This is a genomic window from Enterococcus sp. DIV2453a (assembly GCF_050533535.1).
Taxonomy (GTDB): domain Bacteria; phylum Bacillota; class Bacilli; order Lactobacillales; family Enterococcaceae; genus Enterococcus; species Enterococcus faecalis.
Genome location: NZ_CP172899.1, coordinates 2272537 through 2288987, shown reverse-complemented (window position 1 = coordinate 2288987; position 16451 = coordinate 2272537). Strand labels below are relative to the sequence as shown.

The window sequence follows — 16451 nt, the reverse complement described above, 5'->3', positions numbered from 1 at the left end:
ATACATGGAAAAAGTAATTAATATGATTCAAACGATTGATGAATGGGCACGTAAAGAACCCCAACGTCCTGTTTATTTAACCGAAGAAAAAGTCTCTACGTATGGAGAGTTAAAAGAAAAGTCAGACAATCTAGCCGCTTATTTAGCTGAGCTGAAAACGGACAAGTCAGCGATTGTCGTATACGGAGAATTAGATTTTGAAATGATTGTGAGTTTTTTAGGCGCATCGAAAGCTGGTTTTAGCTATATCCCCATTGATGCACATACACCAAAAGAACGCATTGAACTAATTCTAAACGTAGCCAAACCAACCGCAGTGATTGCTGTGCATGAATGGCCTGAATTAGCCACCGAAGTGCCAGTAATTACGGCGGAAGAATTAACAGAAATGATGATGCATGCACCCCGATATGCGCCTGCGTTGACGCCTGTCACAGGAGCAAGTAATTACTATATCATTTTCACTTCAGGGACAACTGGCGTACCAAAGGGTGTGCAAATCAGCCATGATAATTTAGTTAGCTTTACGAATTGGTTGTTGCAAGATTTTGGTTTAGAAGAAGGGGCCCGCTTTTTAGCACAGGCACCTTATTCGTTTGATTTATCGGTGATGTCTATTTATCCCGCATTGGCGTTAGGTGGCTCATTAACTCCGTTACCCAATGAAATCATTAACGATTTTAAACAATTATTTACGCGTTTGCCACAATTAACAATCGACGTCTGGGTTTCAACACCGTCCTTTATTGAATTGTGTCTAATGGAACCAAGCTTTGATGGTGAACATTTACCAGCACTGCGCACGTTTTTATTCTGTGGAGAAGAATTACCAAAACCAACGGCTGAAAAATTAGCCGCTCGTTTCCCAACTGCGCATATTTATAATACGTATGGGCCGACAGAAGCGACTGTAGCGATTAGTGCCATTGAAATCACTCAAGAAGTTTTAAAAAGTGTCCAACGTTTACCAATCGGGTATGTGAAAGAGGATACGCAAATTTATATTATGGAAGGCATGTCAAAATTACCTGCAGGTGAAATTGGTGAAATCGTCATTGCTGGACCAAGTGTTTCCAAAGGCTATCTAAATAATCCTGCGAAAACAGCTGAAGCTTTTTTCCAATTAGATGGCGTACCAGCTTATCGCACAGGCGATGCTGGAAAGTTAGTCGATAACCTATTGCAGTATGAGGGACGCTTAGATTTTCAAATTAAATTGCATGGCTACCGCATTGAGTTAGAAGAAGTGGATCATCACTTAACGAATGTTTCCTACGTGAAACAAGCAGTCGTTGTGCCGAAATATCAAGGAAATAAAGTCCAACAATTAATTGCCTATGTCGTTCCGCAAGCACATGAATTTTCAAGTGATTTTCAATTAACTAAGGCAATTAAACAAGAATTAGCCACGTTGACAATGGACTATATGATTCCGCAAAAATTTGTATATGTTGAACAATTACCTTTGACAAGTAATGGCAAAATTGATCGGAAAGGGTTGATGAATGAGGTGAATGCCACATGATGAATTTTCCTCATATGATTCCCTATAATGCACCGTATTACTTTGTTCTGCTAATTGCGGCCTTGTTGCCGATGATTTTAACTTTAGCCATTAAAGGGACACGTTGGCCTTGGTATCAAACGCTCGTGACACTGGTCTTTCTATATATCAGTTTTGGTGGCGAATTTTGGCAACAAGGAGTCGCTCTGATTGTATATGTTATTTATCAAACGTTACTAACGTGGGGCTATGCGGCTTATCGAAAAAATAAAAATGCAGGTTGGGTCTTTTATCTGGCTGTCTTTTTAGCTATATTACCGCTTGTTTGGGTGAAAGTTTCTCCCTTCATGACAGGCAAAACAACCTTACTTGGCTTTTTAGGGATTTCTTATTTAACCTTTAAAGCGGTCCAAGTGGTCATGGATTTACGGGATGGCGTAATGAAAGAATATCATCCGTTTCGTTACATTCAGTTTCTCTTGTTTTTCCCGACTATTTCTTCAGGACCCATCGATCGTTATCGGCGCTTTGAAAAAGATTTGAAAAACCCGCCGAGTGCGGAGAAATATTTAGACTTTTTAGAAAAAGGAATTTTTTATTTATTTCTAGGATTTTTATATAAGTTTATTATCAGTCATTATCTTGGTGGTGTCTTTTTACCACATGTGGAAAAAATGGCCTTGGCACAAGGTGGTTTATCTTGGTGGACAGTCGGCTATATGTATAATTACAGTTTGTATCTATTCTTTGATTTCGCAGGCTATAGTTTACTGGCCGTTGGCACAAGTTATTTAATGGGCTATGATACACCAATGAACTTTAACAAACCGTTCCTAAGTTGGAATATTAAAGAATTCTGGAATCGTTGGCACATGACCTTATCTTTTTGGTTCCGTGATTACATTTACATGCGCTTAATGTTTTTCTTAATGAAAAAGAAAGTCTTTAAGAGTCGGATTGTGACTTCTAATATTGGTTACTTTGCGTTGTTCTTAATCATGGGCATTTGGCATGGATTAACGTGGTTCTACATCGCTTATGGGCTCTACCATGCAACACTAATTTGTGTAACAGATGCTTGGCTACGTTTTAAGAAAAAACATAAAGACAAGATACCATCAAACAAATTTACACATGCATTTGCAGTCTTTTTAACTTTCCAAGCGGTTTGTGTCAGCTTCCTGATTTTCTCAGGATTTTTAGACAAACTATGGTTTAAATAAACAAAAATAAAAATATAAAGGGGCAATTTACAATGAACATTCAAGAAACAGTATTAAACATTTTAGAAGATATTACAGGAACAGACGAAGTTGTGAACAATCAAGACATTCAATTATTTGAAGAAGGATTATTGGACTCTTTAGCAACGGTTCAATTATTAGTAGAAATTGAAGGACAATTAGGAATCCAAGTTCCTGTATCAGACTTTGACCGTGAAGTATGGGGAACACCAAAACAAATCATTCAACAAGTGGAAGCTTTACAATAATGTCTAGAAAAAAACGACTAATCAGAATCTTAGGTCCAGTGCTTTGTTCAGCGGTCTTGGTTGCAGTGTTCTTTTTTGCACCGTTCAGAATCAATTTAACTTCCGAAAAAACGTTGAAGGAAGCATCAACGTCAATGGCACCGAACGTTTTAAAAGGCAATGTGATTAAAAACAAAGCAGTGGCTTCTGGTAAATATGTTCCTTTTTTTGGCTCTTCTGAATTAAGTCGATTTAGTGCTTTCCACCCTAGTGTGCTCTCTGAAAAGTATCAACGGAACTACCGACCGTTTTTACTAGGAGAAGCGGGCACACAGTCATTAACCCAAGCAATGGTCATTCATTCGATGGGCGATGCGATTGCCAATAAGAAAGCGGTCTTTATTTTATCTCCGCAATGGTTTGTCAAAAAGGGTGTACCTAATGATAGTTTTGGTGCACACTATTCACAATTACAAACCTATCAATGGTTAGCTAATTTAACCGAATTAACCAGCGGTGACCAATATCTAGCACAACGTTTGACCAAATTTCCAGTTGTTCAAAAAGACAAAGTCTTAATGGAAACCTTGGCAAATCTGCAGGCAGGGCAACTTCCCCAACGCTCTCAACGAGATTATTTTATAATGAATCTCCGTTTCTTGAATCGTGAAGATGAATTGTTTAGCCAAATTGGCATGGTTAGCAGAGAACCAATTGTTGAAAAAGATATGAAACAATTACCCGCTACGTATAATTTTAATGAATTAGATCAGCTAGCTGGAAAAATTGCGGCAAAAGCCATTAATAATAATAAATTTGAAATTAGTAACGGTTTTTATCGCCAACGGATTAAACCAGTTTTACCGAAATTAGCTCATTCACAAAAGAAATGGGATTACCGTTTTTCTCCAGAATATGGTGATTTCCAAGCTGCGTTAGAACAGTTAGCAGAAAAAAATGTCGATGTTTTATTTGTAATCCCACCTGTTAACAAACGTTGGTCGGACTATACGGGCTTGTCACAAGATATGTTGCAACAAGTAGCACGCAAGCTGAAATATCAACTTCAAGAGCAAGGGTTTACTAACATTGCTGACTTCTCAACATGTAGTAATGAACGCTACTTTATGGCGGACACGATTCATTTAGGTTGGCGTGGTTGGCTCGCTGTTGATCGTCAAGTAGATGAATTTATGAAACAACCTGCGTCTAAAAAGTTAGCGTATCAAATTGATGATCGTTTTTATCAGACAGATTGGCAACAACAAAATCCATTGGTCTTACCTCAATTTTAAGAAGGCAAGATGGATCAAGTACCAATTATCTGAAGCGGACTAGAAACGCTTCGTAACAATGAAAATAGCCTGTACCTGCCGTTGAATAACGAGCGTGCAGGCTGTTTTTTCGTTTATTTTTAGTGGAGAACGTTGCTCAATTTATTTTTTGTAAGTATTTTTTTAGTTCGTGGTATAATGGATAAAATTGGTTTTTGAGGGGAGTTATTTTTATGGATGCAAAAGAAGAAAAAATGTTAATTGATTTAACAAGTGCTAAAGGGATTGCTGGGAATGAAGACGAAGTACGTTCGTTATTTAAAAAGTATGCAGCACCGTATGCGGATAAATTTTTATATGATGGCCTTGGCAGTATTATTGCAAAAAATGTTGGTGATAAAGAAGGACCAAAAGTCTACATTTCTGGGCATATGGATGAAGTCGGTTTCATGGTTACCCAAATCACAGAAAAAGGCTTTTTAAAATTTCAAACTGTTGGTGGTTGGTGGGGGCAAGTGATGTTGGCCCAACAAGTTCAGATTAAAACCACGACTGGTAAGGTTTACCATGGTGTCATTGGGTCTAAACCACCGCATGTGTTAACAGCGGAAGTTCGTAACAAACCCTATGAGATTGCAGATATGTTTATTGATATTGGTGCAAGTAGCGATCAACAAGTTGCAGAATGGGGGATTCATCCAGGGGATATGGTGACACCATATATTGACTATCGTCGCATGAATGATACAAAATTTTTATTGGCAAAAGCGTGGGATAACCGAATTGGTACGGCCGTTTCATTAAAAGTTTTAGAAAATTTAGCGACAGAAGGGCACCCCAATATTTTATTTGCAGGCAGTGATGTGCAAGAAGAAGTCGGGCTACGCGGTGCGCAAACAAGTACGCATCTTGTGAATCCAGACATAGCGTTTGCTTTAGACACAGGAACAGCTGGTGACACACCAGGAATGACACCTAAAGAAGCCGACTCTATTTTAGGTGAAGGGCCACAAATTTTGATTTATGATGCATCAATGATTCCGCATAAAAAATTACGTGATTTTGTTATTCAAGTGGCGGAAGAAAATAACATTCCCTTCCAATATACAGTGATTACAGGGGGAGGTACGGATGCTGGCCGCATGCATTTAACGCGCAACGGGATTCCATCATTAGCCATCACGGTGCCTGTTAGATATCTGCATTCACATACCTCAGTTATTCATGAAGATGATTATTTCAACACAGTCAAATTAGTCACAGAAGTGGTGAAACGTCTAGATAAAGAAACAGTCGCTAAATTGACTAGTTATTAGTTTCAGAAAGGATGGAATGAATGAAAAGTTTAGTAACAAATTCGCAACATCGTGCCAATGCTCGCAGAGCTCTTGATGGGCAATGGGGGATCATGGCTTGGTTAACTTTCTTAGGAGTGGTTTTACAGAGCTTCTTAACATCGATTGTGCAAAATTTATTTTCTGGTGAAAATCAAGTTTTTCAAAGTAGTTTTGCCGCAGTATTACTGCAAATTTTTGTTTTATTCGCGTTAAGTTATGCGCTATATTACGCAGCCTTGAAGGTGTTGCGTGGTGAAAAGGTGCGGGTCAATATTTTAATGAGTGTTTTTCAAGGAAAATATTATGGTCCGCTATTTGTGGTCAACCTACTTCAAAAAGTACTTGAACGTGTAATTGGTTTGTTATTTTTGTTACCAATTTTATTTGGGGCAGGGACAACCTTGTATTTCAAATTGATGTTTAATACAGTTACACCAGAGGAAATTCAGACCTTTTTCTTAAATGATTTTTCCTTTTTCCTAGCGTTTGGTGTTGCCACTATCTTGATCTTTTTAATTGGTTTATTTGTGAGTGGCGTTTTTCAATTTGCTGTGTGGCTACGTTTTGATAATCCAGAACTGCCAATTATGATGGCGTTGAAACAGGCGTTATATTTAATGAAAAATCGTTTTTGGCAATATTTATGTTTACAATTTTCTTTTATTGGTTGGTATATTGTGGGCTTTTTAGCTATTGGTATCGGTCTATTATGGGTGATTCCTTATAACTATGTAGCGTTAGCTAGTTTTTATCAAACTGCCTTAGAAGAAAAAGGTTTAGCCGAAGAATAAAATAGAAGCTTGAATCCTTCGTTATCTCGACAAAGGGTTCAGGTTTTTTCTTTGGTCTTTTTGTGAAAATTTAAGCGTTTTAACCTCGTTTTTCCGTTATTTTATGGTAACATGGAAGTATCGTATTGAAGGAGGTTGTCCACACATGAAATTGACTGTCTTAGGCTGTTTAGGTGCTTATCCATACAAAGGAGAAGGAACGAGTTCCTATTTGTTAGAATCTGAAGGCTTTCATTTGCTTATTGATGCAGGCAGTACGACATTAGTGCGTTTAGAAAACTATCTAGATCCATTGAAATTAGATGCTGTCATTCTGTCGCATTACCATCATGACCATATCGCAGATTTAGGTGTTTTACAATATTATCGTCAGCTTTATCCAACGCTGGAACCGACACCTATTTTGCCAATATATGGCCATACACAAGATCAAATGCATTTCAAAGAACTAACGCTTCCTAACGTTTCCGAAGGGAAAGAGTATTTTGAAGCAGAAGAGTTGGCAGTAGGACCATTTTTAATTACTTTCATGGAAACGATTCATCCTGTCACTTGTTACGCGATGCGGATTGTTGAAAAAGCGACTGGCAAAGTCTTTGTCTTTACAGGAGACTCTGGTTACTTAGCAAGTTTTGAAGACTTTGCAAAAGACGCCGATTTATTCTTAGCGGATACGTACTTATTTGAAGGTAATGAACGACATCATGCACATTTTACGTCAAGAGAAGCGGGTGAAATTGCCAAAGCCGCACAAGTCAAACAATTGATGTTGACCCATTTACCACAACATGGGTCATTGGAACAACTACGTGAAGAAGCGCAAAACTATGCTGGAACGGAAATTCCAGTGACATTAGCCCAACCAGATTTAACAGTTGAGATTTAAAAAAGTAACTATACCAAGGGAGAGAACCGATTGTGATTTTTGTACCGAATGAAAATAATGACCCACGAGTGAACTTAGCAATTGAAACATATTTGTTAACAGAAATGCCTTTAGATGAGCCCATTCTTTTATTTTACATTAACGAGCCGTCAATCATTATTGGCCGTAACCAAAATACAATTGAAGAAATTAACAAAGAATATGTAGATGAGCACGGCATTCATGTTGTTCGTCGCTTAAGTGGCGGCGGCGCCGTTTATCATGATCATGGTAATTTGAATTTTAGTTTTATTATGCCAGATGACGGCAACTCTTTCCGTGATTTTGCGAAAGTTACCCAACCAATTATTCAAGCATTGCACGACTTAGGCGTTGAAGGTGCCGAATTAAAAGGGCGCAATGACCTAGTGATTAATGATATGAAGTTTTCAGGAAATGCGATGTACGCTACCAACGGCCGCATGTTTGCACATGGAACCTTAATGTTTGATAGTGATATTGATGAAGTTGTAAATACATTGAAAGTACGGAAAGATAAAATCGAATCTAAAGGTATCAAGTCTGTTCGTTCACGGGTAACAAACATTAAACCATTTTTATCTGAAGATAAACAAGAGATGACAACGGAAGAATTCCGCCAAGAAATTCTTTTGAAAATTTTCGGCGTAGATTCGATCGACCAAGTTAAAACGTATGAATTAACTGATCAAGACTGGGCGGCTATTAACAAAATTTCAGAGCAATACTATCGCAATTGGGATTGGAATTATGGTAAATCACCTGCATTTAACTTAGAACGTCGCCATCGTTTTCCAATTGGTTCAATTGAAATGAAAATGAACGTGGCGGATGGTGCCATTCAAGAAATTAAAATCTTTGGGGACTTCTTTGGGCTTGGTGAAATTAAAGATGTTGAAGATATTTTAACCGGCGTGAAATATGATAAAGCTTCTTTAGAAGAAGCCATTGATCAAATTGACGTTAAAAAATACTTTGGCAATATCGAAAAAGAAGATTTGCTTGGGTTAATTTATTAAAAAAAAAGACAGCCGTTTCAAACGGTTGTCTTTTTTCTAGCTAAAAATAATTTTTAGCTTTTAGAAAGGTAGTGCTATGTGCAAAATCGTCGAAACGATTTTTATCAGGGAGCTATCAAATAGCTCGCCTGCATATGTACTTGAACCAAGTCAAGTCCGGGAATTTGGTTATGTGCTTCACTATAAATCACTATCTGTAAAGAGTATACAAGATTTCCTTTCTTTTGTGATATCAAATTTTTACAGACAAAGTAGTAAAATTTGACGTTTCTTATTTTGGCAAGGTTATAGGCTTGTTTTGGGGCTTGAAATAGCAAGAATTAATAGTGATTTAAGGGAAAATATTAACATATGTAGAAGTATTTTTATAAGAAATAACGAGAAAAAATCAATAGGTATGTTCTTGAGGGCTACTTTTTGACGTTTTCTGAATAAAACTTAATAAAAAATAGCAGAAACAAAGAAAAAATGTGCTTACAAGAAGTAATCCGCACTTAGCTAGGAAGTTAAGAATGTGCATGTTATTTTCAAACAAATACTAAGAATCCTATTTCAATCCTTTACAGAGGAACAAGGACTTCGTATAATAAAGGGACGAAAAGGAGCGAAAGTGATGAGAAACGAAATGATGCATCGACCAGTCGTTAAACCAGAATTGGTTGAGTATATGCGTACAAAACAAAAGAAACTTCCCGGAGAATTAGGTGCAGTGGAGGCGGAAGCCAATGAAGCAGGGGTGCCGATTATTCCGCACGAAACAGTAGTTTTTCTACAATTTTTGCTAGGACAACTAAAGCCTAAAAATATTTTAGAAATCGGGGCAGCAATTGGTTTTTCTTCAAGCTTGATGGCCCAATTTGTTGGTGAAGATGGTCACGTGACCACGATTGATCGTTTTGACGTAATGATAAAAAAAGCGAAGAAAACCTACCAACGCCTAGACTTAGAAGAAAAGGTCACTCTTTTAGAAGGACAAGCAGCTGAGATTCTACCAACGTTGGAAGGACCTTATGACTTTATTTTTATGGATAGTGCCAAATCAAAATACATTGAATTTTTACCTGAATGTTTACGGTTGCTGCCAGTTGGCGGCGTTTTAATGGTGGATGATGTATTTCAAGCTGGGACAATTTTAGACCCTGCTGAGGAAGTACCGAAAAAAAATCGAGCGATTCATCGTAAATTAAACCAATTTTTAGATGTAGTCATGGCGCATCCTGATTTAACTTCTACTTTAGTTCCTCTTGGTGATGGAGTTATTTTAATTACCAAAGAGAAAGAAACGATTATTTTAGATAGTTAAAGAATGTCTTCACAAAAAGAAAGCGAATCATTAAAAAGCAAGTTCTTTTAATGATTCGCTTTCTTTTTTATGTTATTTAAAAAGTTATCTCACTATTTCTAATTGAGAATGATAATCATAAAATTCTCAATAGGACAGTATTATGCGTTAATAAAACCTTGTTTGTTTATAATTATTCTATTGACGGAATAATTATAAACTGTTATCCTTAAAGAGTAAAAAAACAGAGGAGGAACGACAATGAATTTAATTAATCAAAAACTTTTTGACTTTGAATGTGATGCCTATCACGATGGTGAATTTACACGAGTATCAACAGAAGATATTTTAGGAAAATGGAGTATTTTCTTCTTTTATCCAGCTGATTTTTCTTTCGTGTGTCCTACGGAATTAGGGGATATGCAAGAGCATTATGCGCATTTACAGGAATTAAATTGTGAGGTTTACTCTGTTTCAGAAGATAGTCATTATGTGCATAAAGCATGGGCTGACGCTACAGAAACGATTGGAAAAATTAAATATCCAATGTTAGCCGATCCCAACGGTCAACTTGCTCGTTTCTTTGGCGTTTTAGATGAAGCTTCTGGAATGGCTTACCGTGCTTCATTTATTGTGAGTCCAGAAGGGGACATCAAATCTTATGAAATCAACGACATGGGTATTGGTCGTAATGCTGAAGAACTTGTTCGTAAATTAGAAGCTTCTCAATTTGTAGCAGAACATGGTGATAAAGTTTGTCCAGCCAATTGGCAACCAGGAGAAGAAACAATTGCACCAAGCTTAGATTTAGTTGGTAAAATTTAAATTCGCTTTGTAAATAGAGGTCAAAGAGTTGGATAAAACAGAGAAAATGTTTTGTTCAGCTCTTTTTCTGAAACACAGAAGAAAGAGGAGAAGCAAGTGACAGAAGAAATCTACGATTTGATTATTATTGGTGGCGGATCAGCTGCTTTATCTGCAGGTATCTATGCAGGTCGCGCAATGATGGATACCTTAATTATTGAAAAAGACAAAATTGGCGGACAGGTAACGACGACTTCTGAAATTGTGAACTATCCAGCGATTCGTCACACAACAGGTCCAGAACTAATGGAAGAAATGCGCATTCAAGCACAAGACTTCGGTGTAGCTTTTACAAACGACGAGATTATTGATGTTGATTTTAGTCAAACGATAAAAACTGTTCAATCAGCGAGTCAAACCTATCAAGCATATGCAGTATTGATTGCGACAGGGGCCTCTGCTCGTAAAATTGGTTTCCCTGGTGAAAGTGAATTTACAGGACGCGGCGTGGCCTATTGTTCTACTTGTGATGGGGAGTTTTTCCAAGGCCTAGATATTTTTGTGATTGGTGGCGGTTATGCAGCAGCGGAAGAGGCCGTTTATTTGACACGTTACGGTAAATCAGTAACGATGATTATCCGAGAACCCGATTTTACATGTGCAAAATTAACTGCGGAGGCGGCCAAAAATCACCCGAAAATTAAGATTGTTTATAACACAGAAGTGAAAGAAATTACGGGAGATGATTTTGTCCGGAAAGCTGTGTTTGTCAATAACCAGACGGGAGAAGAAACGGTTTATGAAGCGCCAAAAGACAGTACATTTGGTCTGTTTGTTTTTGCTGGAAATAAACCAAGTACAGAAATTTTTGAAGGGAAAATTGCCTTAGACCGTGGGTATGTGCCAACAACTGAAAATATGGAAACCAATATTCCCGGAGTTTATGCAGCAGGAGATTTACGAATAAAAGAATTACGTCAAATTGTGACGGCGGTTGCAGACGGTGCAATTGCCGCCACTCATGCGCAACGTTACGTGACAGAACAAAAAACACAGGCGGGCCAACCGATTGTAACGAAGCGAATGACTGAACGATTAGCTAATCAATCTGCCCCTGAAACAAACAGTCAGCAACCAAAAGAAAAACAGCCAGCGAAAGTTACTGGTAAGCATCAGTGGTTCCCAGAAAGTATGCGCCAACAATTAAGCGGTATTTTCGCTAAACTAACCAAAAAAGTGACATTGCTTCAGTTTTTGGATGCAAGTGATGAAAAATCATTGGAACTTCAGTCATTCTTAACAGAATTTGCAAGTCTGGATCAGAAGATTACTTTAGAAACGATTTTGAAAGATACTGAGCCAGCCAAAGAATTGCTGTATGGGATTGAAAAAATGCCTAGCGTTGTGCTCTTAGATACGGCAGGAAACTATACAGGAATTAAATTTAGTGGTATTCCTAGTGGCCATGAAGTAAACTCGTTGGTTTTGGCGGTTTATAATGTCGGCAGCGAGGGGCAGCCGTTAGAAGCAAGTCTGCAAAAGAACATACTTGCATTGCCAAAAAGAAAAATAGAAATTTTTGTTTCACTAACATGTCATTTCTGTCCCGATGTCGTGGCCGCTTGCCAACATATTGCATCAATTAATCCTCATGTGGAAGCAGAAATGGTGGACATTAGTCTGTTTCCAGAGTTGAAAAAAGAAAAGAAAATTATGAGCGTTCCAGCAATGCTGATTGATGGCGAACAAATGATTTTTGGTTCAAAAACAATGACCGAAATTATTGAAGCCTTGGCTTAAAAGAGGCGGAAAAAAGTAATTAGCCTAAAGAACCTAAGTCATTCAAAAAAGTGAGAAATACGTCGAGATGACGTATTTCTCACTTTTTTCGCATAGTTAGTCAAGTACCTTTTTTGATTAAGCGATTGAGTTTCCTAAAAAGAATTAAAAAGACACAACAGCAAATGAACAACAGGCTTCCTGTTAGTGGTAAAAAGACATCTTGCATGTAGCTATCGATATGCATTAAACCAGGTACCTCGCTGAAAAAATCATGGATAAACTGTTGAATGAGCTTATTAGCTAGAAAAGCAGCTAAAGGCAAAACAAAAATCAAATAATAGAGGGGGTGTAAGGCATAGCTAATTAAAATTTGTAATTTTGTCGTACCTAAAAGAGCTAAGATCAGTAAGTCGTTTTTTTGCTCTAAAAAAGTTAGGAAGAAAGTTCGGCAAATATAACTAATCAGGAAGAAAAAGAGTGTTCCAGCGCTGATTCCAGCCAAACCTCTGAAAATTTTCAAGGGAGGAATCACTGCATAATTATCAAGAAGAATCATTTGTGAAAGCCATCGAGAAAACAACAAAGTCAATAATAGAGCAGAAAAAGTCAGAAAACTAATAATAAAGATAAGAATCAACGTACTAAATTGGTTTTTTGAGCGCCACGCATTTTTGAGAGAGTCTGTGAATAAGTAAAGAATCGAATACATCATCGCGTCCTTTCTGAAAAATTTTTGTTTTAGCGGAAAAGTTATGTAAAAGAAAAGACGTTATCTCCTGCCAACTAGCCACTGAAAGAGATAACGCCTTCGCTGGAAACAAGAACTGGATTATTTCACCAATACTAATTTTTTTAAAGGTTCAACCCCAAATCGTTGTTCTTGCTGTAAAAGAATTTCGGCACAAGCTCGGCTATCTTCTAAAGCATCATGATGATTATTTAAAGTGATATTGAGGTTTTCACAAACGGTATTTAATTTATGATTAGGAAATTCAGGAAACAGTTTGCGACTCGTTTTGACTGTACATAAAGAAAGGTAATTAGGTTGTTCTAAGCCATAGTAATCTAAACAGCCAGCCAAAACACTACAATCGAAACTTGCATTGTGAGCGACCACTAACCGATTTGGTTGAAAACAATGCTGAATTTGTTGCCATACTTCAGGGAATTTGGGCGCATTGACAACATCTGATTCATGAATGCCGTGAATTTGCGTATTTCGCCAGAAAAAAGGTGTTTCTGGTTTGATTAACGTGTAAAATTCATCCACAATCCGACTATTTTCTACTTTAACAATTGCAATGGAACAGGCACTATGTTTATCATAACTAGCTGTTTCAAAGTCAAAAGCGTAAAAGTTCATTAAAAAAAACTCCTTTCAACGCGTTGAGTAACACTTAAAAATCAAGTACAACTTCCACTGGACAATGATCACTACCAAGAATATCTGTATGGATTTTAGCACTGACTAAACGTTCATTCAAGGATTCTGACACAACGAAATAGTCAATCCGCCAACCTGCGTTATTTTTTCGTGCGTTAAAGCGATAACTCCACCATGAGTAAATGCCTTCAGCTTCTGGATAAAAATAACGGAATGTATCAGTGAAGCCACTGTCTAACAACTCAGTAAATTTTTGCCGTTCTTCAGACGTGAATCCCGCATTTTTTTGATTGGTTTTCCAATTTTTTAAATCAATCTTTTGATGAGCTACGTTTAAATCACCACAAAGAATTACGGGTTTTTCTTGATTTAATTCGTTTAAATAGGCACGAAACGCATCTTCCCATGTCATTCGATAAGCTAAACGCTTTAGTTCAGCTTGTGAGTTTGGTGTGTAGCAAGTGACCATGAAAAATTCTGGATATTCTAAAGTGATCACGCGGCCTTCTTGATCGTGAGTCTCGATACCTAAGCCATAGCGAACACTTAACGCTTCTTCTTTAGCGAAAATTGCTGTGCCAGAATAGCCTTTTTTTTCGGCGTAATTCCAATACTGATGATAGCCAGGAAGTTCTAAATCAATTTGCCCAGCTTGTAATTTTGTTTCTTGTAAACAGAAAAAATCTGCATCTAATTCATTAAAAACATCCATAAAATTCTTTTTAACAACCGCTCGTAAGCCGTTGACATTCCAAGAAATACATTTCATTGTTGAAACTCCTTTCAAATAAGAAACGCTTTTGCTCGTTTCAGTGCAAACCAGAACCAAAGAAAAGGTCGCTTGGTGCTTTCTTCTATTCTAATACTTTTTAAAGAAGTTTTAAATACTTGAAAAGAAAAAGAGAAAATGACTGATTTTTGGAAAGAAGTAGTCTATGATAAAATAGTAAAAAGAGCAGAAATGAGGACAAACGAATGAAAATTGGAGTCATTGGTTTAGGAAACATTGCACAAAAAGCGTATTTGCCAACTTATAGTGAATGCCGCCACTTGGCAGAGTTTGTATTAGCAACTAGAAACCCAGAAACACGACAAAAAATCGCTAATCAGTATGGCTTTACAGAAACCGTTGGGACCATAGAAGAATTGATTGAAGCAAAGATTGATGCTTGTTTTGTCCATGTAGCCACAAAAGTGCATGGCGCAGTTGTTCGCCAATTATTACAGGCTGGTATTCACGTCTTTGTGGACAAACCTTTAAGTGAAGAGCTTGCTGAAGTCAAAGAATTACAAGCATTAGCAGCAGCAAAAAATCTGCGCCTGATGGTTGGCTTCAATCGTCGTTTTGCCCCTTATACGGAAGTATTGAAAAATATTCCTGAAAAACAAACAATTTTTATTAAAAAGAACCGCATCAATACAACGAGAGAAACAAGTTTTATGATGTATGATTTATTTTTACATGTCGTTGATACCGCAGTTTATTTAGCGGAAGGACCGCTCCACGTGGTGCAGTCAAAATTAGTGGAAGAAAACGGTCATTTAAAACGAGCAATTTTACAATTAGAAACCGAACAGACAACGATTGTTTGTTCCATGGATTTACACTCTGGGGCCAATACAGAAACTTTTGAAGTCACCAGCCCCACAGGTACTTATCGCTTGGAAAATTTAACGCATTTGACCATCCAAACAGAAGAAGAATACCAAGTAAAAGAGATGGGGGATTGGACGCCGACATTGGAAAAAAGAGGTTTTTACCAAATGGTTACTGCTTTCATTCAGGCCATTCAAAAACCGCAAGAGCAAGAGTTAAAGCAAGAAAAAGTCTATGAAAGTCATGCGTTATGTGAAGAAATGCTACGCCAACAACAACGGCATGTTCTTTAAAGAGGACTAGCAACTTTCTTTCTATCATGCTAGAATAAGACAGATATTTTGAAAAGAAAGGACTAACTTTCGTGAACACTAAAGCTATGTTAGAAACATTAAACGAAATTACTTTATTAGTAGATGAACCATTAAAAAACGTAACCTTTACCAAAACAGGCGGCCCAGCTGATGTGTTGGCCTTACCCAAAACAAAAAAAGAAGTCGAAGAGATTGTGGCGTATTGCCGAGAACAAGGACTTTCATGGTTAGTATTAGGCAATGCTAGCAACTTGATTGTTCGTGATGGCGGTATTCGCGATGTCGTGATTATGCTAACAGAAATGAAAGAAATCAAAGTAGCCGGTACCACCATGATTGTGGATGCTGGTGCCAAGCTGATTGATACAACCTACGAAGCCTTAGCAGCTGATTTAACTGGTTTTGAATTTGCTTGTGGCATTCCAGGAAGTGTCGGTGGTGCTGTTTATATGAATGCTGGAGCATACGGCGGGGAAATTAAAGATGTTTTCCAGTCTGCAGAAGTGCTGTTGGCAGATGGAACTATCCAAACAATGACGAAAGAAGACCTGAATTTCCGTTATCGTCATAGTGAAATTCAAGAATTACATTGTATTGTCTTGCAAGCAACGTTTGCTTTAGAAAAAGGAAACCATGCAGAAATTAAAGCCCAAATGGATGAATTAACGGAACTTCGTGAACTGAAGCAACCGCTAGAGTATCCCTCTTGTGGCAGTGTCTTTAAACGCCCTGTTGGTCATTTTACAGGAAAATTAATCCAAGACGCTGGCTTACAAGGCTTAAAATGGGGCGGTGCTCAAATTTCCGAAAAGCATGCGGGATTTATTGTTAACATCGATCATGCAACCGCAACAGATTATGTGGAATTAATTGCACATATCCAAGAAGTGATTAAAGAAAAATTTGATGTTGAATTGCAAACAGAAGTTCGAATTATTGGTGAAGAAGTCTAGAAGTACTTCATTAGTTGCCCAAAGAGGACGGGACA

General features: G+C 37.6%; 16 protein-coding genes. 13 read left to right on the top strand and 3 right to left on the bottom strand.

Features of this window, described 5'->3' with window-relative positions; genetic code table 11:
• Positions 1 to 4: 4 nt before the first annotated feature.
• The 11 genes from dltA (at position 5) to IGK03_RS11020 (ending at position 12186) form a co-directional block, all read left to right on the top strand.
• On the top strand, positions 5 to 1525 hold the full coding sequence (dltA, locus tag IGK03_RS11070; RefSeq protein WP_010713131.1) for a D-alanine--poly(phosphoribitol) ligase subunit DltA: 1521 nt from the start codon (positions 5 to 7) through the stop codon (positions 1523 to 1525).
• Positions 1522 to 2727: a D-alanyl-lipoteichoic acid biosynthesis protein DltB gene (gene dltB, locus IGK03_RS11065; RefSeq protein WP_002382500.1), complete on the top strand. Its 1206-nt coding sequence runs from the start codon at positions 1522 to 1524 to the stop codon at positions 2725 to 2727. The genes dltA and dltB overlap by 4 nt, the downstream gene beginning before the upstream one ends.
• 32 nt (positions 2728 to 2759) lie before the next feature.
• Entirely contained in the window at positions 2760 to 2996 is a 237-nt protein-coding gene (gene dltC, locus IGK03_RS11060; protein ID WP_002356389.1) for a D-alanine--poly(phosphoribitol) ligase subunit DltC, read from the top strand.
• A complete protein-coding gene (gene dltD, locus IGK03_RS11055) occupies positions 2996 to 4270 on the top strand; it encodes a D-alanyl-lipoteichoic acid biosynthesis protein DltD (RefSeq protein ID WP_002356390.1) in 1275 nt (424 codons plus the stop codon). Before dltC ends, dltD begins: the two co-directional genes overlap by 1 nt.
• A gap of 212 nt (positions 4271 to 4482) precedes the next feature.
• Positions 4483 to 5565: a M42 family metallopeptidase gene (locus IGK03_RS11050; protein WP_002372326.1), complete on the top strand. Its 1083-nt coding sequence runs from the start codon at positions 4483 to 4485 to the stop codon at positions 5563 to 5565.
• 20 nt (positions 5566 to 5585) lie between these two features.
• Positions 5586 to 6377, top strand: a complete 792-nt coding sequence (locus IGK03_RS11045; protein WP_002362504.1) for a DUF975 family protein — start codon at positions 5586 to 5588, stop codon at positions 6375 to 6377.
• A 145-nt stretch (positions 6378 to 6522) separates the two neighbouring features.
• A complete protein-coding gene (locus IGK03_RS11040) occupies positions 6523 to 7263 on the top strand; it encodes an MBL fold metallo-hydrolase (protein ID WP_002356393.1) in 741 nt (246 codons plus the stop codon).
• A gap of 32 nt (positions 7264 to 7295) precedes the next feature.
• Positions 7296 to 8300 (top strand): lipoate--protein ligase, encoded by a 1005-nt coding sequence (locus IGK03_RS11035; protein WP_002356394.1) that lies wholly within the window; start codon positions 7296 to 7298, stop codon positions 8298 to 8300.
• A gap of 613 nt (positions 8301 to 8913) precedes the next feature.
• A complete protein-coding gene (locus tag IGK03_RS11030) occupies positions 8914 to 9603 on the top strand; it encodes an O-methyltransferase (protein ID WP_002381418.1) in 690 nt (229 codons plus the stop codon).
• Positions 9604 to 9843: 240 nt separating this feature from the next.
• Positions 9844 to 10407 (top strand): alkyl hydroperoxide reductase subunit C, encoded by a 564-nt coding sequence (gene ahpC, locus IGK03_RS11025; protein ID WP_002367212.1) that lies wholly within the window; start codon positions 9844 to 9846, stop codon positions 10405 to 10407.
• A gap of 96 nt (positions 10408 to 10503) precedes the next feature.
• Positions 10504 to 12186 carry an FAD-dependent oxidoreductase gene (locus IGK03_RS11020; RefSeq protein WP_010713132.1) on the top strand — a complete coding sequence of 561 codons (1683 nt, stop codon included), beginning with the start codon at positions 10504 to 10506 and terminating at the stop codon, positions 12184 to 12186.
• A 100-nt stretch (positions 12187 to 12286) separates the two neighbouring features.
• Here IGK03_RS11020 and IGK03_RS11015 read toward each other — a convergent pair whose 3' ends face one another.
• The 3 genes from IGK03_RS11015 to IGK03_RS11005 form a co-directional block, all read right to left on the bottom strand.
• Positions 12287 to 12877: a hypothetical protein gene (locus IGK03_RS11015; RefSeq protein WP_010707185.1), complete on the bottom strand. Its 591-nt coding sequence runs from the start codon at positions 12875 to 12877 to the stop codon at positions 12287 to 12289.
• A gap of 120 nt (positions 12878 to 12997) precedes the next feature.
• On the bottom strand, positions 12998 to 13531 hold the full coding sequence (locus tag IGK03_RS11010) for a 3'-5' exonuclease (RefSeq protein ID WP_002356400.1): 534 nt from the start codon (positions 13529 to 13531) through the stop codon (positions 12998 to 13000).
• 34 nt (positions 13532 to 13565) lie between these two features.
• Positions 13566 to 14321: an exodeoxyribonuclease III gene (locus IGK03_RS11005; protein ID WP_010776059.1), complete on the bottom strand. Its 756-nt coding sequence runs from the start codon at positions 14319 to 14321 to the stop codon at positions 13566 to 13568.
• A 206-nt stretch (positions 14322 to 14527) separates the two neighbouring features.
• Here IGK03_RS11005 and IGK03_RS11000 point away from each other — a divergent pair, with 206 nt between their 5' ends.
• Positions 14528 to 15442: a Gfo/Idh/MocA family protein gene (locus IGK03_RS11000; protein WP_137685798.1), complete on the top strand. Its 915-nt coding sequence runs from the start codon at positions 14528 to 14530 to the stop codon at positions 15440 to 15442.
• Between the two features lie 86 nt (positions 15443 to 15528).
• Complete coding sequence (gene murB / locus IGK03_RS10995) at positions 15529 to 16416, top strand: UDP-N-acetylmuramate dehydrogenase (protein ID WP_002387193.1); 888 nt, start codon at positions 15529 to 15531, stop codon at positions 16414 to 16416.
• Positions 16417 to 16451 lie beyond the last annotated feature (35 nt).

Bases quoted from the DNA above. Each gene is read 5' to 3' on its own strand.
- dltA (WP_010713131.1), top strand. From the start codon at position 5: ATGGAAAAAGTAATTAATATGATTCAAACGATTGATGAATGGGCACGT.
- dltB (WP_002382500.1), top strand. From the start codon at position 1,522: ATGATGAATTTTCCTCATATGATTCCCTATAATGCACCGTATTACTTT.
- dltC (WP_002356389.1), top strand. From the start codon at position 2,760: ATGAACATTCAAGAAACAGTATTAAACATTTTAGAAGATATTACAGGA.
- dltD (WP_002356390.1), top strand. From the start codon at position 2,996: ATGTCTAGAAAAAAACGACTAATCAGAATCTTAGGTCCAGTGCTTTGT.
- IGK03_RS11050 (WP_002372326.1), top strand. From the start codon at position 4,483: ATGGATGCAAAAGAAGAAAAAATGTTAATTGATTTAACAAGTGCTAAA.
- IGK03_RS11045 (WP_002362504.1), top strand. From the start codon at position 5,586: ATGAAAAGTTTAGTAACAAATTCGCAACATCGTGCCAATGCTCGCAGA.
- IGK03_RS11040 (WP_002356393.1), top strand. From the start codon at position 6,523: ATGAAATTGACTGTCTTAGGCTGTTTAGGTGCTTATCCATACAAAGGA.
- IGK03_RS11030 (WP_002381418.1), top strand. From the start codon at position 8,914: ATGAGAAACGAAATGATGCATCGACCAGTCGTTAAACCAGAATTGGTT.
- ahpC (WP_002367212.1), top strand. From the start codon at position 9,844: ATGAATTTAATTAATCAAAAACTTTTTGACTTTGAATGTGATGCCTAT.
- IGK03_RS11015 (WP_010707185.1), bottom strand. From the start codon at position 12,877: ATGTATTCGATTCTTTACTTATTCACAGACTCTCTCAAAAATGCGTGG.
- IGK03_RS11010 (WP_002356400.1), bottom strand. From the start codon at position 13,531: ATGAACTTTTACGCTTTTGACTTTGAAACAGCTAGTTATGATAAACAT.
- IGK03_RS11005 (WP_010776059.1), bottom strand. From the start codon at position 14,321: ATGAAATGTATTTCTTGGAATGTCAACGGCTTACGAGCGGTTGTTAAA.
- IGK03_RS11000 (WP_137685798.1), top strand. From the start codon at position 14,528: ATGAAAATTGGAGTCATTGGTTTAGGAAACATTGCACAAAAAGCGTAT.
- murB (WP_002387193.1), top strand. From the start codon at position 15,529: ATGTTAGAAACATTAAACGAAATTACTTTATTAGTAGATGAACCATTA.